This is a genomic window from Rothia sp. P13129, from assembly GCF_048512865.1.
In the GTDB taxonomy this organism is placed as follows: domain Bacteria; phylum Actinomycetota; class Actinomycetes; order Actinomycetales; family Micrococcaceae; genus Rothia.
The window spans coordinates 41,154-62,652 of sequence record NZ_JBLXYA010000009.1; the positions used below are offsets into that span (position 1 = coordinate 41,154).

Annotated in this window: 17 protein-coding genes and 1 tRNA gene; 5 read left to right on the forward strand and 13 right to left on the reverse strand. The window is 46.7% G+C overall.

Translation table 11 applies throughout. The features are described 5' to 3' along the window. The 4 genes from dop to ACN081_RS07030 all read right to left on the reverse strand — a co-directional run bounded on the left by dop (position 1) and on the right by ACN081_RS07030 (position 5,681). On the reverse strand, positions 1 to 1,596 hold the full coding sequence (gene dop, locus ACN081_RS07015) for a depupylase/deamidase Dop (protein WP_419107362.1): 1,596 nt from the start codon (positions 1,594 to 1,596) through the stop codon (positions 1 to 3). Positions 1,597 to 1,662: 66 nt separating this feature from the next. Beyond that, positions 1,663 to 3,330, reverse strand: coding sequence for a proteasome ATPase (gene arc, locus ACN081_RS07020; protein WP_419107363.1), 1,668 nt, complete (start codon positions 3,328 to 3,330; stop codon positions 1,663 to 1,665). Between the two features lie 68 nt (positions 3,331 to 3,398). After that, positions 3,399 to 4,409 (reverse strand): tRNA (adenine-N1)-methyltransferase, encoded by a 1,011-nt coding sequence (locus ACN081_RS07025; protein WP_419107364.1) that lies wholly within the window; start codon positions 4,407 to 4,409, stop codon positions 3,399 to 3,401. A 138-nt stretch (positions 4,410 to 4,547) separates the two neighbouring features. Next, a complete protein-coding gene (locus tag ACN081_RS07030) occupies positions 4,548 to 5,681 on the reverse strand; it encodes a site-2 protease family protein (protein ID WP_419107365.1) in 1,134 nt (377 codons plus the stop codon). Between the two features lie 119 nt (positions 5,682 to 5,800). On the opposite strand from ACN081_RS07030, the gene ACN081_RS07035 reads away from it, so the two are divergent. Then, a complete protein-coding gene (locus ACN081_RS07035; protein ID WP_419107366.1) occupies positions 5,801 to 6,664 on the forward strand; it encodes a proteasome assembly chaperone family protein in 864 nt (287 codons plus the stop codon). 4 nt (positions 6,665 to 6,668) lie between these two features. On the opposite strand, the gene mshC is transcribed toward ACN081_RS07035, so the two are convergent. The 4 genes from mshC to ACN081_RS07055 form a co-directional block, all read right to left on the reverse strand. Next, the gene (gene mshC, locus ACN081_RS07040) at positions 6,669 to 7,967 is read right to left on the reverse strand and encodes a cysteine--1-D-myo-inosityl 2-amino-2-deoxy-alpha-D-glucopyranoside ligase (RefSeq protein ID WP_419107367.1); all 1,299 of its coding nucleotides are present in this window, start codon (positions 7,965 to 7,967) and stop codon (positions 6,669 to 6,671) included. A gap of 127 nt (positions 7,968 to 8,094) precedes the next feature. Next, positions 8,095 to 8,931 (reverse strand): undecaprenyl-diphosphate phosphatase, encoded by an 837-nt coding sequence (locus ACN081_RS07045; protein ID WP_419103452.1) that lies wholly within the window; start codon positions 8,929 to 8,931, stop codon positions 8,095 to 8,097. A 92-nt stretch (positions 8,932 to 9,023) separates the two neighbouring features. After that, positions 9,024 to 9,287 (reverse strand): hypothetical protein, encoded by a 264-nt coding sequence (locus ACN081_RS07050; RefSeq protein ID WP_419103453.1) that lies wholly within the window; start codon positions 9,285 to 9,287, stop codon positions 9,024 to 9,026. Positions 9,288 to 9,479: 192 nt separating this feature from the next. Further along, positions 9,480 to 10,442, reverse strand: coding sequence for an L-lactate dehydrogenase (locus ACN081_RS07055; protein WP_419103454.1), 963 nt, complete (start codon positions 10,440 to 10,442; stop codon positions 9,480 to 9,482). A gap of 524 nt (positions 10,443 to 10,966) precedes the next feature. Between ACN081_RS07055 and ACN081_RS07060 the strand changes: the two genes are divergently transcribed. Both ACN081_RS07060 and ACN081_RS07065 read left to right on the forward strand, forming a co-directional pair. Continuing rightward, positions 10,967 to 12,592: an L-lactate permease gene (locus ACN081_RS07060; protein ID WP_419103455.1), complete on the forward strand. Its 1,626-nt coding sequence runs from the start codon at positions 10,967 to 10,969 to the stop codon at positions 12,590 to 12,592. Between the two features lie 151 nt (positions 12,593 to 12,743). Beyond that, positions 12,744 to 13,232, forward strand: coding sequence for a hypothetical protein (locus tag ACN081_RS07065; RefSeq protein ID WP_419103456.1), 489 nt, complete (start codon positions 12,744 to 12,746; stop codon positions 13,230 to 13,232). A gap of 129 nt (positions 13,233 to 13,361) precedes the next feature. Here the strand turns inward: ACN081_RS07065 and ACN081_RS07070 are convergent. Beyond that, positions 13,362 to 13,447 (reverse strand) — tRNA-Leu (locus ACN081_RS07070). Positions 13,448 to 13,688: 241 nt separating this feature from the next. Here ACN081_RS07070 and pepN point away from each other — a divergent pair. Both pepN and ACN081_RS07080 read left to right on the forward strand, forming a co-directional pair. Further along, a complete protein-coding gene (gene pepN / locus ACN081_RS07075) occupies positions 13,689 to 16,340 on the forward strand; it encodes an aminopeptidase N (RefSeq protein WP_419107386.1) in 2,652 nt (883 codons plus the stop codon). A gap of 113 nt (positions 16,341 to 16,453) precedes the next feature. Beyond that, positions 16,454 to 17,632, forward strand: coding sequence for a hypothetical protein (locus ACN081_RS07080; protein WP_419103457.1), 1,179 nt, complete (start codon positions 16,454 to 16,456; stop codon positions 17,630 to 17,632). Positions 17,633 to 17,787: 155 nt separating this feature from the next. On the opposite strand, the gene ACN081_RS07085 is transcribed toward ACN081_RS07080, so the two are convergent. The 4 genes from ACN081_RS07085 to ACN081_RS07100 form a co-directional block, all read right to left on the reverse strand. Further along, entirely contained in the window at positions 17,788 to 19,116 is a 1,329-nt protein-coding gene (locus tag ACN081_RS07085) for an LCP family protein (RefSeq protein ID WP_419107368.1), read from the reverse strand. A gap of 155 nt (positions 19,117 to 19,271) precedes the next feature. Next, complete coding sequence (locus tag ACN081_RS07090) at positions 19,272 to 19,529, reverse strand: type B 50S ribosomal protein L31 (protein WP_419101742.1); 258 nt, start codon at positions 19,527 to 19,529, stop codon at positions 19,272 to 19,274. A gap of 140 nt (positions 19,530 to 19,669) precedes the next feature. After that, positions 19,670 to 20,545: a TrmH family RNA methyltransferase gene (locus ACN081_RS07095; RefSeq protein WP_419107369.1), complete on the reverse strand. Its 876-nt coding sequence runs from the start codon at positions 20,543 to 20,545 to the stop codon at positions 19,670 to 19,672. Positions 20,546 to 20,603: 58 nt separating this feature from the next. Further along, on the reverse strand, positions 20,604 to 21,395 hold the full coding sequence (locus ACN081_RS07100; protein ID WP_419107370.1) for an ABC transporter ATP-binding protein: 792 nt from the start codon (positions 21,393 to 21,395) through the stop codon (positions 20,604 to 20,606). Positions 21,396 to 21,499 lie beyond the last annotated feature (104 nt).

Sequence of the window (21,499 nt, forward strand, 5' to 3'; positions counted from 1 at the left end):
TTATTCTCCTTCGTGGTTAAGTTGGTCAATTAGGGTGCTCGCATTATCGACGTTGAGTAGATGTTCGATACTCTTTTTAGTGTATGCCTTAGGTTCATCTAATCTCAACCGGTGAACAACAGTATCCCAGGGGCTTCTTGCTACTATGGTGTCCCAGTTGGCGCTGAGTATTTCTTCTGGCCATCGACGAATCATCGTGCCTCGTAGGTAGGCGCGGGTGTCTTCTGGTGGGTAGTGGCTGGCAAAAGCAATCTGTTCTTGTGTAAATAGCGTTTTCATTCTGCCTAGCTGAACAAGCTTATGGTACAGGCCTTTATGCGGGCGGATATCTGCGTATTGAAGATCGATAGCTTGTAATTTGGGGTTATCCCAGTTAACACCTTTTTGAACATATTGATGTATGAGCTGGTATTTTGCGACCCAATCGAGAGTGTCAGCTAAAGCGAATAGGTCAGTTTCTAAGAGAGTGAGGGTTTTGTCCCACAGTTCTAAGATTTCTTGTGTGTGCGAATCTGGGTTTTGTTCATATTTTTGTGCAGCTTCAAGATACAGTCGTTGAATCTCTATAGCTGTTAGGGATGTGCCGTTCGTTAACGGTAATTGCTGTTTCAAGGTTAGATCGTGGCTGACGGTGTGCATGGCTTTGACGGGGTCAGCTAATGCTATTTGAGGGGCTTGATGATTCTCAATCAAGTTCAACACTAAAGAAGTAGTACCAAATTTGAGAAGGTTCGAATAATGAGAGAGGTTGGCGTCTCCGATGATGACGTGTAAACGTCGATATTTATCCGAATCTGCGTGTGGTTCGTCGCGAGTGTTAATCATCGGGCGACGAATCGTTGTTTCTAAGCCGATAGTCCGTTCAAAGAAGTCAGCTCGCTGGGAGATTTGATAGCCAGGTTTTTCAGAAGTTGTGCCGATGCCAACACGCCCAGCACCAGTCATAATCTGTCGTGTTGCAAAGAATGGTAGAAGAGCCTCGGATAGTTCGTCAAAGTCTATATCTCGTCGAACCAAATAGTTTTCGTGCGAACCGTAGGATTGCCCTTTAGAGTCAGTGTTGTTTTTGTAAAGTTGCAGCTTGGGAAGTTTTGTCTCTTCGGCTGTTTCTTCGAGGGTTTGAATGGTTCGTGCAGCGAGGTAGTCTCCAGCAGCGTCCCATAGTACGGCGTCTCGTGGTGATGATGTTTCCGGTGATGAATACTCGGGGTGTGCATGATCGACATAGAGGCGAGCGCCATTAGGCAAAATAGCGTTCATGGTGACTGCGTCGGGGTCGAGTCGTTCTGCATATATGCCGGATTCTAAGAGTGCTTCTGCAGCGATATCTTCGCTGGTGAGTACAGCGCTTTGGTGAGTGAGTTGGCTAGGGTGGGCGTGTTGTTCTTCTTGAGTGTTTCCGTAAGCGTCTTGTAGGGGTGTTTCAGAGTCGTATTCCCATATTGTTGAGCTATTTTGTGCAGAAAGTTCTCGGCGGAATAGTTTGTTATAGGTATCAACCACTTCGGCAGAAAGCATTGTCGGGTTGGCGTGAGGGTGTGTAGGGGCAATAATCCCGTATTCGGTTTCTGCTCCGATAATGCGTTGTACGCTCACAATAGGCTCCTTTGAGACAATGCTGATGCTAACGCTCCATGATGTTCGGTGGAGAGTTGCGGTGGTTTAGTGTGCAGGTTCGATAGAGATGATTTTTTCTCGGATATGTTGTTGAGCTAATACTTGTTCAATCTCTGACAACGGGGGCATCTCCCGATGCCCACCAAATTCTGTGGTGATAGCTCGGATGATATGTTCTTGTGTGATGCCGCGGGTACCATCTCGTAGTTCATCTTTAATAGCATAGTTTTTTGCGGTATCAACAATATTGCGGATAACTGCGCCGGAGAGGAAATCTCCTCGTTTGAGCCATAGGGTATGGCCGTTGTCTAAGGTGATGTGTAAGTATCTGTTATGTGTGGAATCTTCAAAAAGCTGCTCTAGTGCAACGTTGATGAGGTGTTGTACCGTTTCGCTAGTGTTTTGTGCGCCTTGTTGGTCAGTTGCTCCAAGAGGAAGGTCCTCTGTAATATAGAGGCTAAAAATTTCTCGTGCTCCGTGTATGTCGGGACGGTCAATTCTTATTTTGATGTCAAGGCGTCCAGGTCGTAGCACTGCTGGGTCAATCATGTCCTCACGATTGGTTGCTCCGATGACGATCACGTTATCGAGCCGTTCAACACCGTCAATTTCGGTGAGTAGCTGAGGAACGATGGTTGTCTCAACGTCGGAGGAACGACCGGTGCCACGTGTTCTAAAAAGTGATTCCATCTCGTCGAAGAAGACGACAACGGGGTTTCCTTCTTCTGCTTTTTCACGGGCAGCGGTGAAAATATCACGGATTTGCCGTTCTGTTTCTCCAACGTATTTGTCGAGAAGTTCTGGGCCTTTGATGTTAAGGAAGTATCCGGTCTTTGATTCGTGAGGGTGTAGGGTTGCCGCCCTTTTTGCAAGGGAGTTTGCAACGGCTTTAGCGATAAGAGTTTTTCCGTTACCGGGAGGACCATACAGCAAAATACCGTGTGGTGGTGATAGCTGGTATTGGCGGAAAATATCGGGGTACAGGAAGGGAAGCTCAACAGCATCTTTGATTTGTTCGATTTGGGTGTTGAGTCCACCAATATGCTCATAGGTGATGTCGGGGACTTCTTCAAGGACGAGTTGTTGTGCTTCTAGGCGGGGAACTTTCCCTAGCACCATCCCGATACGTGCGTCGTAGGTGAGGTTATCCCCCGCTGAAAGTTCTTGTATTTCTAATGCACCACTGACTCGGGCAACAGTCTTTGTTTGTTGTCCAAGGTCAATGAGCACACGCTCATTATCAAGAACCTCACGTAAAGTAACAACTTCACCGTAGTTTTCGTAACCGAGACTGATGACTGCTTGAGTCTGATCATTGAGCAGGACTGTCATACCTGGGGCAAGCGTTGTAATGTCTAATAATGGTGAGCAGGTGATGCGCACTCGCCGCCCAGAAAGCATAACATCAACGTATTCTTCTGCTTCTGCCGGTGTAACGCCTTGTGCAAGGTCGTCGTAGGTCATCCGCCCTAAGCTGACGGCTAAAACGATAGCAGAGTTCAGCGGTGGGGAGACTTCTTGGGAGAGGCTCAAACGTAACCGTTCGATTTCAGCTTTAGTTTTACCAAGCGCGAAAACAAGTTTTTGGTTTCGTTCTCCGGCTTCTCGAAGCTGTCGGTCAAGGTTACGCCGGCTGTCTGTTGACACACTGAGCTGACGTAGCACTCTCTCGTAGTCTTGGGATGAAACAGTTTTGTTCGTTGAGTCAGTCATGATTCGTACCAGATTCTGCGGATAGGTCTCTAACGATAGATGAGGGTGCGCCCCCTATCGAATCAGGTTTATGGTGTATGGGTTGTTGATTGTGCAGATTTTTCAGCAAGATTTTGTGCATCTCGTGCTGCCCTGCGTAATTTTCGGTCAGAAACGTTGCGCTCGCCTAGAGCTGCAGGAGTCCATGCGTTAAGGTCTTCTTCTGAGAAATCTGTTTTTGAAGCGCGACGTTTCGGAGCAAGTCGTTCTGCGCCATCAGCAAGGCGACGAGCAGTGATGAGGAACCCAGTATGTGCCACCATACGGTGATTAGGGCGAACAGCCAGACCTTCAACGTGCCATCCACGAACCATAGTCTCATGCGATTCAGGCTCAGTAAATCGGCCATCTGCACGGAGAGCTTCAGCAACTCGAGAAAGCTGCGTTACGGTTGCTACGTAGCAGATGATAACACCGCCTGGCGTTAGTGCTTGTGCTACTGCGTCAAGGCATTCCCAAGGAGCTAACATATCAAGAACAGCGCGATCTACGCTTCCAGGTTCTTCAACGTCGCCGAGAGTTTCAGCAAGGTCACCGAGAGTAATGTCCCACGCCGGATGCGGTCCACCAAACATGGTTTCAACATTTCCTCGTGCGATTTCTGCAAATTCTTCTCGACGTTCAAAAGAGCGGAGGTGTCCGTAATCGCCGATAGCTCGTAGAAGGGCGATAGAAAGCGCACCAGAGCCTACACCTGCTTCGATAACGCGAGCGCCGGGGAAGATGTCAGCCATAGTAACGATTTGTCCAGCATCTTTGGGGTACACTACGGCTGCACCGCGGGGCATGGAGAGGACAAAATCTCGGTAGAGTGGTCGGAATGCTTGAATTTTTAGCCCCGAGGAGTTTTCGATAACGGTTCCTTCGGTTTTTCCGATGAGTTCTTCGTGAGCGAAGAAACCGTGATGAGAGTGGTATGCCCCGTTAGTTTCTAGGGTGATGGTAGTAATCTTTCCGCGTTCGTCAGTGAGCTGTACGCGTTCTCCGGGTCGGAAAGGTCCACGACGGTTGTTGCTTCCAGTGGGGGCATGATTGGTCATAGGGAGTTGTTCTCCTTGAGGTATATAAGGCTCATGAGCTGCTGTTAGGTTAGTGTTCTTTATTTATTCTCTCAGATACTAGGCTGAGGTGTTGCATGTTGTTGTTCAATGAGGCTGACCTAACATTTAGCGGTGTTTTTAGATGAAGTCTTGATAGAACAAGATTCTTTGTTGTTTTTGTGGTGTTGTTGTCATCCACGCAATAGGTTGTTCGCTGGCATGTATGGATTCTGGTACCTGTTGTTTTCGATGGTATTCGTAAAAGTGTTCGCGTAAGTCTAGGTGTAAGGCTGTATAGGGTATGTATTCGGGAGCGCTTGGATGCGAGATAGTTTTGAGAGGCTTGTTGAGAAGGTTTTGAAGTAGTTGGTCGTCGTTGGGGCCGGTGTGTTCGATGGAGGTAAGGACTGCAGGGTCTACCCAGTAGATGGTGTCGTGTTCTTGGTAGATGGGTACATCATGGTGGTTCCAGGTGCTCAGGAACTCTTGAATAGGTGTTTCTGGTGAAATGCGGATGGTTTTTCGTGACAGTTTTGCTGCGCTGATGGGGTAGTTTCTATTTTTTTGAGTCACGATACGTTGTAGTGCTGGGTATGAATTTTTCCAAAGGGTGATACTTAAGAATGCTGTCACCAGCAGATATATGGGTGAGGTGATATTTTCTGAGGTCACCCAAAAGAGTATGACTAACGGTAAAAGAAGTAATCCGATGAGGGCGGTGTAAAAAATTCCGGTGGATCGTTTTTTGCTGGTAAGAGTGATGAACGCTTCTAGAGCGTGTGCTCCGTCGAGTGGGTATACAGGAATGAGGTTGAAAAGAGCGATGAGGAGGTTAATATGGCTCGCTAGTAGTATTCCTAGTCTGATGTTGTGCTCTGTTGTGAGGGGTTCTAGTATTCCAAGGAGTAGGGCGTACAGGATATTGATAGTTGGTCCGGCAAGGGATATGAGGATAGAGCTAAGAGGACGGCCTTGGTCGCTTCTTGTGATTCCACCCCATAGGGTCATGGAGATGTAGTGAACTTTGAGCTTGAAAAGGTGCGCAGTAAGAGCATGTGCTAATTCGTGGATAAGCACCCCGAGGGCGATAAGTAACGCCAGTATTGTAGAAGTGGTTAGTGCTGCAGTCCAGTTTGTGATGTAGGTTGTTTTTTGGGTGAGGTAAGTGGCGTATCCAAAGATGGTCATTGCCATGAAGATGAACCATGATATTCGAAGGTAGATGGGGATACCGAAGAGTGTTGCGATGTTGAGTTCTGAAGGTCTTCTCAAGGTATTTGTCCTCGCCCTCATGGTGGTGTGCTAGGCCTTTTCTCACTCTAGTGTATGCGGTGATATCTCACGTGGCGTTGGTGTGAGTCGTGGAAGATAATGGGCGTAGAATATTGTTTGTGTCTACTGCCAAAAATTTTCCTCATAATATTTATTCTCTTTCGGAAGCTGATCAGCAACCATGCACGGTGATGTTATGTGCTTTTGAGGGCTGGAACGATGCTGGTTCTGCGGCGACAGAGGTTATTGACTATTTGATGCGAGTTTTTCCGGCAGAGCCTATTGCTGGATTTAATACAGAATCTTTTTATAGTTTTACGGAGTCTCGTCCTCGTTTGGAGTCTTCTGCTGATGGTACTGGAAAAATTATTTGGCCAGAGCTTCGTTGTGTGGCGTTGCAGGTTCGTGAAAATCTTCAGTTGTTAGTGGTTTCTGGGCCTGAACCGAATGTTCAGTGGCGTAGTTTTGCAACGGCGTTATTGCAGTATGCGCAACAACTTTCTGTTGATCATTTGTTGTTCTTGGGCAGTCTTTTGGAAGAGATTCCCCATACTCGCCCTTTTCCTGTTTCAGTGAGTAGTTATACTTCTAAGTTGCGAGCCTTTGAAGGTGTGCAGGTGCAGTCTTATTCTGGTCCGACGGGGATTGTTGGTGTTCTTGCGTTGATGGCTGAGTCTTATCCTATGACGGATGTGAGTTGTTGGGTGTCTATCCCTCATTATGCGGGTTTGCCTCCTCATCCTAAGGCGACTTTTGCGCTTTTACAGACGGTGGAATCTATTTTGGATATTCAGGTTCCGCACGGTCGTATTCTTCAGGAGGTGCAGGCGTGGGAAGACGGTGCAGAGGCGTTATTGGAGGAAGACCCAGAGCTCGCTGCTTATGTGCGTGAGTTAGAGTCGCAGTCGGAGAATCTTGTGCAGTTCAGTGGCGAAGATATTGCTGCTGAATTAGAGCAATATCTTCGCCGCCGTGAAGAGTAGGTTTTTAGTAACGGATGCCTAAACGTGCGTTAAGAAGGTCTCGGACAAGGTTTCCTCCGCTTCCACCGTTGTGGCAGATGTTATGTGCCCATTGGTCGATGCAGGCAAGGGCCTGTGGTGTGTTGAGATCATCGGCAAGGAGTTCTCTCACATCTTGTATAAGTCTTTGAGCTTCTTCGTCAGTCTCCTCAGGTAGCGCACATTTGAGAGCTTGTTGATAGAGCTCATAGCGTTGCTGCGCATTTTCGAGGAGGTCTTCAGTCCAGAACCAATCGCTACGATAATGGTTACTCATGATAGCAAGGCGGATAACGTTAGGGTTAGTGCCTTCTTTTCTGAGAGTAGAGACGAGTACGAGATTTCCGAGGGATTTACTCATTTTTTCACCGTCTAGTCCGACCATTCCGGTGTGCACATAGTGGTGAGCCATGGGCTTATTGTTGAGGGTATAAGCATGCCCTGCTCCCATATCGTGGTGTGGGAATTGGAGGTCAGATCCGCCACCTTGAACAGTAAAGGGCGCGGGAAGGAATTTTTGTGCGATGGTGGTACATTCAATATGCCATCCGGGGCGCCCTTTCCCTAGGGTATCGCCGTCCCAAGCAGGTTCGCCTTCGCGGTGAACACGCCACAGTAGAGGATCTAATTCGTCTCGTTTACCTGGGCGTTGAGGGTCTCCCCCGCGTTCTCCGAAGATATTGAGCATCTGTTCTCTGGTGAGTCTGCTAATATCTCCGAGTTTCCAGTGTGCGGGCTCTGCTGGTGCGTAGTGTTCTGCTGCTTTGATATCGAAGTAAATATCACCGTCAGGGTGAGTTGTGCCGTTTTCGTCGGTGTACCCTGGCACCGTATAGGCAATATTTTTTGAGAGTAGTTCTGTAACAGCTTCAACGACCCAAGGAATAGATTCTACGGCGCCAATATAGTGGTTAGGTGCAATGATGTTAAGTGCTTGCATATCGCTTCTGAACAGTTCAATTTGTTCTTGTGCGAGGTCTTCCCAGTTCACTCCGGTAGCTTCAGCTCTTTCTAGTAACGGGTCGTCAACGTCGGTGACGTTTTGGACGTATGTTACTGGAATTTTTGCATCGAGCCATGCACGGTGTAGCACGTCAAAAGCAACATAGGTAGAAGCGTGCCCCATATGGGTTGCATCGTAGGGTGTAATACCGCAGACATACAAGCTTGCAGAGTTCTGAGGAGTTTTAGTGACTGTTTTTTGACCTGTTGAACTGTCAAAGATAGTAGGTTGTGGAGCTTGTCCGGGCAGTGTCGGAACCGATGCATATTCCCACGCTCTCATCAGATGTCCTTTCGTTGTGTGTTGTAGTTCAAAGAATACCCGCTTACCTCTAGATGAGGTAAGCGGGTACAGTCTTTCGTGATATTTCACGCAATATTATGGTTGGGAAAGTAGTTTCTCAAAGTGTTTAGGCATGCGCTGATAGTACGCCGAAGCCTAAAAGGACATATAGTGTTACACCAATGGCAATACGGTACCAGACAAAGATGGTGTAACTGTTATGTGATACGTATTTGAGGAACCAACCAATAATGAGGTATCCGACCACAAATGCAACCAATGTTGCGACCATCGTCGAACCAAAACCGTAGTATCCGTTAAATCCTTCAGAGAGACTGCCATAGAGTTTGTATAAGCCTGAAGCGAATACTGCGGGGATAGCAAGAAGGAATGAGTATCGAGCAGCTGCTTCACGAGTGTATCCCATTAACAGACCTGCGGTGATGGTTCCGCCAGAACGTGACACTCCCGGAATCAGCGCGAGCGCTTGAGCGAAACCATAGATGATACCGTGTTTGACGTTAAGTTTATCGAGCGTTCGTTGTTCTTTGCCGATACGGTCAGCAATAGCGATGAATACGCCAAAAACGATAAGCATGGTAGCGGTAATCCATAAGGACCTAAAGGTGGTGTCGATGTATTTTTCGAGCCCTAAACCTAAAAGACCGATAGGGAGTGAACCGATAATGATAAACCAGCCCATGCGTGCATCTGGATCTTTTTTATCGACAGTTCCTCGTAGAGAACCAAACCATTTACTGATAATGCGTACGATGTCACGCCAGAAGAATACTAGTACCGCAGATTCTGTGCCTAACTGGGTGATAGCGGTAAATGCTGCACCAGGGTCAGAAGTATCTGGTAAAAGCTGGCTAACAAATCTAATATGACCGGATGAAGAAACCGGTAGAAACTCTGTAAGACCTTGAACTAAACCAAGGATTATTGCTTGAATCCATTCCACTTAACAGACTCTAGCGGTTTAAATTCGACACAGCGACCCTATGATGGGTCGCTGTGTCGAGTTTAACAATATTTTACGGATTGAAAGAATAGTTAGCTTTCGTCTTCGTAATCGATCTCTTCTTCGTCAAAGTCTTCGTAGTCGTCATCATCATCTTCGATGTATACCTCAAGAGGTGTTACTTCCTCGTAGGTGTCAAAGAGGACTTCTTCATAACGCTCAAAGGCATTAGCAATAGCCACATAGGCGTTATCGATTGCAGGGTCATGTTCACCGCGTCGGTTAACGATGGCGGTAAGATGCTCTTCAAGAGCACTGGTAAAAACTGACAGTGCAGCGCGAGGGTCGTTACTCATATATAGAACGTTATCGTGAAATGTAGCTGCACGGTACTATTTGGGAAGAAAAGTTCTAAGAACGTGAGATAACGTACTCAAATACACAAGCTTGCCTTCCCATTTAAAAACTGATTTACCCGCTGTTTAAAGAAAATAAACGGTGGTAGAACAATTTTTGCTCTACCACCGTTTACTTGGTAATGCTGAGGCTTAGTACCCCAAAGAAGCGAGAGAAGCGCTAATAGCGTCAGCAGAGTTCTTAAGTTTTTGCAGTTCTTCATCGTTAAGTGGCATTTCAAGCACTCGTTCTACCCCGTTATAGGAAAGTACCGATGGTAAGGAGACAGCGGCTTCACTATTAATGCCATAGTATCCCTTCAGCTGAGTAGCTACAGGCAGGACAGCTTGTTCTCCTTGCAAAATGGCTTCTGCAATACGAGCGGCAGAAATGCCGATGGCGTAGTTAGTGGAGCCTTTACCTTCAATAACACGGTATGCGGCTTTCATCGCTTCCTCACCAAGAGCAGTTTTGACCTCATCGGTGAAGACGCGCTCGCCGTTGGTGGTCCATTCGTCAAGGGGGACAAATCCGATGTTAGCGCTTGACCATACTGGAAATTCTGAGTCACCGTGTTCGCCGATAATGTTCACGTGAACAGATTTGATAGCCACACCAGCTTTATTTGCGATGAGCCAACGTAGGCGAGAAGAATCTAGGGTAGTTCCGGAAGCAAAGCAACGGCTAGTGGGTAGTCCGGTAATTTTTTGTGCAACAACAGCTAGAACGTCGCAGGGGTTGGTGACGATCATGAGCATTGTTTCGGGTGCTACTTCCATGACTTTGGGAAGCATTGCTTCAAAGATTTTTACGTTAGCTTCAGCTAGTTCTAGGCGTGGTTGCCCTGGTTTTTGTCTCGCTCCAGCTGTCACGATGATGAGGTCGCAGTCTCGTAGCACTTCAATATCGTCACCGCCATAGACGATTGCTTCGGAGGCGAACATGCTTCCGTGAGCGATATCGAGCCCTTCGGCGGTTGCTCGCTCTCCGGCAATGTCGTAGATGGCGATTTCGTCTGCGGTACCGCGTAATGTTGCCGCATAAGCGACGGCGGAGCCTACTCCGCCTGCACCAATAACGCCAAGCTTGGTTCTCTTGTGTGAGTGTGAAGCCATGATGGCTTTCCTTTCAATTTTGATGAGCTGGGACATGGCATAACAAGTATGGCACGAAAAGATGAGGGTTTATGTTGGATTTTTGGGTTTTTGTTTGATGATTAGCGGGCAAATGGTTGATAATCGCTTCAAAAACCCGCTAAAAAACAACGCTTAAAGGTTACTTTTTGGCATTGGTCACATTTTCTATCATGAAAAAAATATTACAAAACCTTTAGTAAATATGACAGAATCGCCACATCCAGCATTGTGAACGATTATTACTCGGCACTATTTGTACCATTCGTCACAATATTCTTCTTAGAGTCTAAGACACTAATAGTCAAAACTGGTGCAGAAAATCAACTAAAACCAATCAAAACAACAATTTTATGGTGGACTCAACCGCCGAAAACATCCAAACATTTCACTAGTGAAAGATAAAACAACAGTGATAACTTCAAATATGGCATCTAACCACACACCATATATTCCCTTTCACAACACATAAAGATGCCCCTTGCTTCACCCGAAAGGAACGCCGCATGTGGCAACAGATTTATGACCCACTCAGCTCAAGTGCGCTCTCAGCCGTTATCGCAGCACTACCAATTATCATCTTTCTTCTGGGACTAACGGTCTTCAAACTCACTGGTATCAAAGCAGCAAGTATTTCTCTCGCCAGCGCCTTAATCATCGCTGTCGTTGTCTTCCACATGCCGTGGACAGCATCCTTATCTGCACTAACATATGGTGCACTCGGTGGACTATGGCCTATTGGATGGATTGTTCTCATGGCGGTCTGGCTCTACCGCATTGCAGTCAGAGCTGGAAACTTCAAAATTATTCAAGATTCTATCTCCGCCGTATCAGCTGACCAACGTATCCAAGTCCTCCTCATCGCATTCTGTTTTGGAGGGTTTCTTGAAGGTGCCGCAGGCTTTGGCATCCCCATCGCAATCTGCGCTGCACTTCTCGTAACATTAGGATTCGATGCTATTAAAGCTTCTGTCTATGCTCTTATTTCAAATGCTGCTTACGGAGCATATGGAGCCATCGGTATTCCTGTTATCGTCGGAGCAAAACAGGGATCCGTCGAGCTATCTGCGTTAAGTATCGAAATGATTCTCACGATTCAGCTCACGACCGCACTTATTCCGCTCATTCTCGTCTTTGTTCAAGACGGAATCCGAGCAGTCAAAGAAACTGGGCTCATTGCACTCATTATCGGTTTTGTAGTCTCAGGGTTACAGGCACTTATGCTTTGGACGCTAGGGCCAGAGCTAGCAGATATCATTCCGCCCCTTATTGGACTCGTAATCCTCGCCCTTGTGATGCGCCGTTGGCAACCTGCGCATATCTACCGAGAATCTGGGGCACCAGAAATTACGTCAGAAAATGCCCCAACATTTACAGCTGTAGAAGTAGCAAAAGCATGGAGCCCTTTCTGCATTCTCTCTGGAATGATTCTGCTCTGGTCTACACCTTTTATGAAAGCTCTTTGGGCTGTCGGCGGGCCATTAGACTTCACAACCATTAAGTTCTCTATGCCCTATCTGCACCAGGGTATTCTCCAAGTAGCCCCTATTGTTGCAGAACCCAAACCGATGTCGGCAATCTTTAGTTGGGGCATCCTTTCCGCTTCAGGAACCGCTATTTTTATTGCAGCGTTACTAACCATTGTTACCTCAAATATCACCATCGGCGCCGCTCTCCAAGAGCTCCAAGGAACGGTTAAACAGCTATGGAAGCCTATTGTGATGATTTGCCTCGTTATGGCGGTAGCAAATGTCATGAATTTTGGAGGCCTTAGCTCCTCTATCGCTCTAGCAGTTGCTGCAGCAGGATCTATCTTCCCGTTGCTCTCCCCTATTATTGGCTGGATTGGTGTATTCGTAACGGGATCTGTCGTTAATAACAACACCCTCTTTGCCGCATTACAGGCAACCACTGCACAACAGATTGGAACAAGCCCCACCCTTCTCGTTGCGTCAAATACTACAGGTGGCGTGATGGCTAAAATTGTTTCCCCGCAATCCATTGCTATTGCAGCCGCCTCTGTAGGACTATCTGGTGAAGAGTCAAAGATTACTTCTGCAGCATTTAAATACAGTGTCGTGCTCTTAGCATGGACGTGCCTCTGGGTCTTCGCTCTATCGCTGGTACTCTAAAATTCCTTCATATCCAGAAAAACCCTGTTGGTATCTCACCTTGATGAGGCACCAACAGGGTTTTCTTTAATCTACAGTAATTAACTGTTTTTCTTCTTCTAAGCAATTATCCTTATTAACTTAGGTGCCCCTAAATAATATGTGAGGAAATATGAAACATCTGTCAGTATCTCTTGCTGTAATTCTTCTGACCTGCAGCGTGTGCGCATGCAGCAGTTCTTCTCAAGAATCAGAGAATCACAAACAGTCAACCAACACAACAGTGAACAGCTCTAATGCACCAACAAGGCAGAACACAAATACTCAAACCCCAAATTTGACGGGCACGTGGAGCCAGAGAAACCCCAAAACTGATGGCGTATGGTTAGAAGCTCTTGTTCATGACAACACTATTAGCATCCATTGGGTTCATGAAGAAGATGGAGCACACACTTTGTATTGGAAAGGTAGCTTTGAAGCCCCTCAGACAGCAGGTGACTACACATGGGTATCGCAGACAGCAGTAGAGAAAGATACAGAGTCTTCTCAAACCTCACGTGAACTGACAAAAACTTTCCGATACTCTCAAGATGGAACCTTGCATTACACTGTCACAACACCTGATGGTGACCAAGAAGAGGTCACAATGCAAAAACCCTAGACGGTAGTCACGTGAATATATCTTGAGCGGGTAGCTATTAGATATAGGTTACCCCTCCCCTGATGTTTATAGTGCTTTTAAATGCATTGAATCCCCCTACGATAACCGTAGGGGGATTCAAATTTGTTGTGCGCGGAGGGGGACTTGAACCCCCACCCTCTAATACGAGGACTAGCACCTCAAGCTAGCGCGTCTGCCTATTCCGCCACCCGCGCAGGTGACATAGTGATGTTGACTTTTCGTAACATCTCTCGACAACAGGTAATAATCTACACGACCCGAAACCGGGTTGCAACTCGAAACAGCATTTTTTACAGCGATACTCGTCACATACATGCTAGCGGTAACCATATTTACAGAAAAACACCTAGTCAAGAGCATATTTAAGAGAATAAATTTTTTACTTCACCTAAAAACTCCTCATCAGTCCCATCTATCCGATACATTAAAACTGTGATGAATGAAAACCTAACTCAAGAAGAAGCCAGCGCCAGAGCAGAACTACTCACCGTCGACAGCTACGATGTGCTCATCGACCTTACCTACGCCAAAGACACAACATTCGACTCCTACCCCGTAGTAACAACAGTCCGTTTCACAGCAACAGAAAATGCCGAAACCTTTATCGACTACATCCACCACAGCGTTGAAAGCGTTAAACTCAACGGAAAAACACTCAACATTAATGACTGTGTTATAGGTTCACGCATTGTACTCACCGGATTACGCGCAGAAAATATCCTCACCATTCATGGGCGCTCACTCTTCTCACGCTCGGGCGAAGGACTACATCGTTATCTCGACCCCAAAGACGGAAAAATCTACCTCTATACCCAATACGAACCAGCAGATTGCCGTAGAGTCTTCCCCAACTTTGAGCAGCCCGACCTCAAAGCAATCTTCAACTTCCGTATTACAGCCCCTAAAGATTGGGTTGTTTCATCGAACACCCCACTCATAGAAGAAATACCAGACCCCACAGACGAAAACATCACCAAACGAGTTTTTGCACCCACCGAAAGAATCTCAACCTACATTACGGCAATCCTTGCAGGCGAGTATTTTGCCGCATATGACCACTACACCCCACACACAGAAGCCTCAGATTCATCATTCGAGCTAGTGGCTTATTGCCGTCACTCTCTGAAAGAATATTTTGATTACGACAATATCTTTACCATCACTAAAGCAGGACTAGATTTCTTCCAGACGCTCTTTGACACCCCATACCCCTACCCCCAATACCAGCAAGCATTCGTACCCGAGTACAACCTTGGTGCCATGGAAAACCCTGGGCTTGTGACCTTCACCGAATCCTATATTTTTGAATCTGGAGCGACAGAAGCCCAATATGAGGCACGGGCAAACGTTATCTGCCACGAAATGTCTCATATGTGGTTCGGAGACCTCGTCACCATGAAATGGTGGAACGACCTATGGCTCAAAGAATCATTTGCAGAATATATGGGCACTCTTGGAGCACATGAGGCGGCAGGCTTTAATAACGCTTGGGTCTCCTTCGCTAACCAACGTAAAGCATGGGCATATACTCAAGACCAGCTTCCAACGACCCACCCCATTGTGGCAGATATCCAAAACCTTGAAGCTGCAAAACAAAACTTTGATGGAATTACCTATGCAAAGGGTTCCTCAGCACTCAAACAACTCGTTTCCTACGTTGGATTTGACACCTTTATCGCCGCATCACGTCTTTATTTCCAACGTCACGCAGGTTCAAACACCACCCTCAACGATTTTCTTAAAGTACTCGATGAATGCTCTACCGAAGACGTTTACACATGGGCGCAAGCATGGTTACAGACGAGTGGGTTAAGCACCCTCATCGTGGAACGTCACTATACTCAGCAACAAGAGTTTAAATCACTCACGCTCTCGCAGGTTCTACCAGAGGATGTCCCTTCAGAGCTCGGCAGGCCCCACCACCTGCTCCTAGAAACATTCCAGCTTCAGGAGAATCAGCTTATCTCAACGAGCCTTATCGAATGTTCTATTCCAGCTGGCCCCGTTGAAGACATGGAATTGCCACTCAATGAGGAAGAAAGAGCACACGTCGCGCAAGCAGATCTTTTGGTACTCAATAGTGGCGATTTGACCTACGCTAAAACTGTCATTAGCGAGGAAAACGGTCGAGAACTTGCACTATCACATGTACACACTATTGCAGATCCTCTCACACGAGGCATTATCTGGAGCAGCCTGTGGAATCAAGTCAGAGACGGATCCCTTGAAGTTGAAAAGTTTTTAACAGCAGTCGAAAAGTCACTCGGCTCAGAACCAGTTTCAGTGATTCTTTCAAACCTCTTAGCTCAAACAAACCTTGCTATTTCAAGTTATGCGCAACCGGCTCTCCGAAAACAGCTATGGAATCAGTTCACAGATTCTCTTAAAACAGCCTTGCATCAGGCGCCGGAGGGAAGTGATGAGCAGCTAATCATTACTCGCGCTTTCTTAGAAGCAAGCACCCACAGTCTCAACGGAGAATCCCTCGTACGCCATATTGCTCGTTATGCTAGCTCTGAAGAACCCACCCTCTCCACCGAGATTCAAGGGCTAAAACTTAACTCCACGTTAGGGTGGAATGCTCTCATCGCTTTAAGCGTTCATGGGCTCACCAGCGTAGAAGAACTTCAACAGCAACAACAGCAGTTGCCCGGTTCCATCTCCGAACGTAGCTATGCGCAGGCTCAAGCTTCCTTACCTGATCAAGATGCTAAATTGGCAGCTTTTGAACGTGTTCTGACCCAAACAGATGTATCGAACGATATTCTCACAGCAACAGCACGTGGATTCCAGCATGGAGGATATCGCTTATGTCCGTCATTGGTTCAGCGGTACTTTAGTTCCCTCAACGAAGTATGGACAACCCGTTCCATTGGCATGGCGACACGCGTTGTCTCGGGGTTGTTCCCTCAGGTCGATTTCCACACTGACCAAAAGATTGAGCAAAACCCTGTTATTTTAGGGGCACAACAGTGGCTTGATGATAATCACGAAGCGCCGGGTGCGTTACGTCGTTTGGTTCTAGAGCATCTCGACCAAAGCCAACGTGCACTCAAAGCACAGCAATTCAACGCAGAGTCTGTGTAAATACTCTCATCTGAAAAACTTGTTGCCGGTTTAGCACTAAATTGTTAGTGCTAAACCGGCAATTCATGAGAAGCTATTAGGTGAGTAAAACTGTAGGATAAAGGAGCAACACTTTGACCGATTATGCACTGGGTGATCGTGGAACAGTTGAAGTCATTACTCATGACTTCTACGATGCCGAGATTCTTCAGGTCTTTGAAGAGCTCCAGATGGACCGTGAACGAGTGTGGAACGGGCAAGCCCGTCTAGTACCAGAGCCAGATAACCCCTATGAACCGGGAAGTATCGCTGTTTACGTTGATGAACTCAAAATCGGCCGTTTACATCCTCAAGATTCTAAATCCTATTGGAATCCCATTACTCGCGTTATCGCCTCTGGGTATGATGCAGTAGCACATCTACAACTTTCCGCGGTTGCACGGAGAAAATCTGGGCACAACATGATTGAAAGCTCAGGCATTCTTTCGCTGAGTGCACCAGGATCTTTGTTCCCGCTCAATAATGCGCCCACGCAAGCTACTCTTCTACCTCAAGGCCCTTCAATGAAGGTTCTTGACGAGAAAAACCATGCAGAATATCTTCATTCAATTCTTCCACCGAGCGGTGAAGGACGTGTCATTCTCACGCTTGAAGCAAACCGTCTACGCCAAGGTGACGGTAACTTTATTGACTCCGTAGAAGTATTCCATGACCGTAAAAAAGTAGGGCGTCTGAGCACTCAGATGTCTGAACAATTAGCACCGGTCATTCGCTATGCATTTGAAAAAAATAAGCTCACCAGTGCGTGGGGAACGATTCGTGGAAATTCTTTTGAACTATCACTAACCGTACAGGCTGTTCGTGCAGAAGATTTACCATCAGAATGGTACGAAGAGTTGCCCAACAACGTTCCAGAGCTCTTAGACCCAGCTGATGACTACGAAGTCACAACGGTTTATGTGCCGACTCAGGGTGAAATTGACGCTCAGACTCCTCAACGGAAAAAACGTTCTGGCTTTGTGAGCCCGTTCAGTTCTTCTCGCCATCATTCAGATGAAGAATCGGTAGAAGAACACGATACGTTGGCTGAGCTAAACCCCAACCGACGAGTATCCATTTTGATGGGAATCGTTGGTGCAGCAGTGTTACTCTTTGGGGTAGTTCTTGTCTTCTCTTATCCGATGCTTGGACTGATTAGCATTGTCTTAGGTTTCTCTTTGGCACTTCTTGGTCTTTTTATGGGAAGAACACCCGAAGATGATGAAAGCTATGAACATTACGATGAAGATGATGTAGAAGAACACGAAAAGTAATTATTGCTCCTCAATAGACTTTTGAGGGGGGTCTTCTTCCACTGTGCGTGTGAAAGAAGACCCCCTCTATTTTTGTCGAGTAATAGGTAAGGCGAATACGAGAGGTCTCGTATTCGCCTTACTGACTCATTTTTTCATCGAGTTCTTATGCAGTTTTAGTCTTCACCGTATACCGCTGTATATGAGCCCATCGTGTGAGAACGTAGTGCTTGTGAGAGTGCAGCTGTAGCGTTGCTATCAAGCACTACGATAGATTGCCCGTCAACAGACCAGCCCGTTCCCGCGTTAGGAAGGGTGAGCATATGCATCCGAGTACCGCCAGAGGAGATATAGGGTGCTCCCATGGAGAAGAGCGCAGATGCGCTCAACCCGCTATCTACCGTTACATAAGGAGCAATAGAATCAATCACGGAGCGAAGCTCTGTTGCGCTGGTGAAAGCTCCCTTAGAAGTAATTGTTTGGAGCAAACCGCGCATAAATGCACGTTGGTTACGTACACGTTGGTAGTCACCGTCGCTAAAGGCGTAACGTTGACGGACGAAAGCAAGAGCTTGGTTACCATTCATATGGTTAGGTCCTGCAGTGAAGCTATAAGAATCAGCAGTAAAGCTGAAAGGAACCTGTACAGTTACACCTCCGAGCGCGTCAGTCAGGCTTTTGAAACCAGAAAAGTCAATCTCAGCAACGTGGTCGATACGCACGCCAAGGAGCTGTTCGAGTGTTGCAATTTGTAGTCCGACACCGCCGTAGTTCAGGGCAGCGTTAATTTTTGCTGCACCGTACCCGGGAATGTTAACCCATGTATCACGCATAATGGAGATCAGGTAAGGGTCAGCTCCACCACCGGGAACGTGAAGAATCATAATGGTGTCAGCTCGCTGTCCACTCACATGGATTGATTCTGCTGTTCCGGCACGAGAGTCGCTACCTAGGAGCAAAATATTTTTTGCTCCCGTTGCTGCGGGACGAGGAGTGACAGCACCACCCTCAACGGAGTTTGGGATACCATCGCCATCAGAATCATGTTCTGTGACGTTATTAATACCTTGTGAATTAACGATTTTCCCTTTATCGCGTGATGCACGAGTATTTGAGGTATCTGAATCGTGCTTCTTTTGAGCATCTTCCGATTTGTGAGAATCTTTAGATTGTTCCTCGTCTTTGTCCTTCGTACCTTCTGTCTTCTCTTGATCAGAAGATTCCTCGTGTTTGCCTTCTTCAGACTCAGTTACCTTAGTCTGCGCAGCTTCGTAATTTTTCTTGAACTCTTTGAGAGTTTCTTCATTGACAGCACCGTCGTCGCCGGGGAATACCTGTTCTTCGCTAAACTTCTGAGTGCCGTTATTCCATGCGGAGCTGATGGAAGCGACATAGGAGCAGCCGGCAATACCGAGAATCAGCAAGAGGGTGAGTAAAACACCCAATGTGATTTTTCCTTTTTTGCTTTTTTTCTGTGGGGCTGTCTCCGGTGAGGGTTCTGCCATATGAGTGTTCTCCTAGGTGTGAGTGTTCTTCGGTGTGATACGACGATAGAAAACAGAGTCGTTCACTCTCATTGTAGCTACCGAATATAGAAAAACACCCCACAACAGGTGACAAAAACCTGTGTGAGGTGTGATTCTGATTTCTCAATCTAAACTTATGCGGATTTACCGAAGTTCTTGAAGCGTGCGTTGAAGCGCTCAACACGACCAGCGGAGTCCATAATACGCTGTTTACCAGTGTAGAACGGGTGGGATTCAGAGGAAATTTCAACCTCAACAACAGGATATTCGTTGCCGTCTTCCCATTTCTCAGTTTTCGCAGAAGTCATGGTTGACTTGGTAAGGAAGCTCTTGCCAGATGCAAGGTCGCGGAAAATAACGGGATTGTAGTCTGGGTGAATTTCAGCCTTCATAATTATACTTTCTTTAGTGCTTCTGGATTTTGCCAGAAACTATGATCAGTCACTGAAACGAATGTTTCAGTAGTTTTACAACCAGCTAACAACAATAGCACTTCTGAGACACAGATGGCGTACCAACGCCAAGAAATACGTCACTTTTGATAGCGTGTCTCCCAAAATGCTACGGCACTAGCGGCTGCAACATTGAGAGAATCAACCTGACCTGCCATTGGAATCATCACGGTATCTTGGGCCGCAGCCAAAGTTCTAGACGCCAGCCCATGACCTTCAGAACCAAAAATCAGTGCAAGCTTTTTATCATCACGTGCAGACAATTCCGAAAGAGATAAAGAATCTTGAGACAAGGCAAACGCTGCACTACGAAAACCTAATGAATGAAGCACATCAAGATCTTCAGGCCATGATTGAAGACGACCCCACGGAACTTGAAATACCGTTCCCATCGAAACACGAATAGAACGACGGTACAGTGGATCAGCACATCGAGGAGTCACTAGAACCGCATCTACTGATAAGGCTGCAGCCGAACGAAAAATAGCACCAACATTCGTATGGTCCACAATATCTTCTAAAATTGCCACACGATGAGCACCAGAAACTAAAGAATCAATGCTCAACGGCTCAGGGCGGCGTACCGCGGCAAGAGCACCACGATGTAGATGGAAGCCGACAATTGCCTCTAGTTCGTCTTCGCTGCCGACGTAGCAAACAGCCTCGGGGTGAGAAATAATCACGTCGAGAAGATCATCCGCCCATTTTTCGCTCATGACCATAGCTACGATATGGTGCCCTGCAGCAACTGATCGGCGAACAACCTTTGATGATTCTGCAATATAGATACCCCATTGAGGTTCTGCCAGCTTCCGCAAATGAACATCAGTCAATGCGTGAAAGTATTCTCGGTGTTCAACGCTCATCTCAGCGGTCGGAAGAACATTTGCGCAAGAGAATACTCGCTGTTTTCGCTCATAAATATCTTGCTCAGAAAGCTGCTTTTTTCTACCCATGATGAAGAAGGTTCTTTCTTTGATTTAGAACACTATGCATGACAGCTTAAACTGTGCATTAAGAGTTTTTTGCGAAAGCAGAATAACGCCCTTGAGCGTTAATGGTCAATTCAAAATCCATACCATACGTTTTTTTCAAGTTCTCAGCCGTAATGGTTGTAGCAATATCGCCAGAGGCGATAACTTCACCTTCACGAAGCAAGAGAGCATGGGTAAAACCAGCGGGAATCTCCTCAAGATGATGAGTGACCAAAACAGTCGCTGGAGCATATGGGTCTTGTGTTAGATGATGTAGGCGTTGCACTAAATCTTCACGTCCAGCAATATCCATACCAGCACCAGGCTCATCTAAGAGAAGAAGTTCTGGGTCTGTCATCAATGCTCGAGCAATCAACGTACGCTTCTTTTCGCCTTCAGACAAGGTTCCAAAACGACGCTGCGCCAAATCTGCGATACCCCAGTCACGTAGCAATTCTTCTGCACGTGTGTCATCTAACGCATCGTATTCCTCGTTCCAACGACCAGAGACTGCATATGCTGCCGTTAATACGACGTCGAGTACTTTCTCCTCATCTGGAATAGTCGCAGCAAGGAAGGAGGAAGAAATACCAATACGCGGACGCAAGTCAAAGACATCTACGGCACCAAGAATCTCATCAAGAATATCGACCATCCCGCTCGTTGGGTGCAAACGTGCACCAGCAATAGCAAGAAGAGTAGATTTTCCTGCCCCGTTCGGACCAAGGACAATCCATTTCTCTCCCTCGTTAACCGTCCAATTAACATGGTGCAAAAGATTCTTTTGCTGACGGACAACATCTACCTGTACAAAATCAAGAACTGCGCTCATATCTTTAACTCTAACGGTTCTCAACACTCTCTTTGGACATTCAACGAACAATACTTCTGTTATATGGCCATAGTTACGCTCTCTATCTCATCAGGCTGAGTACA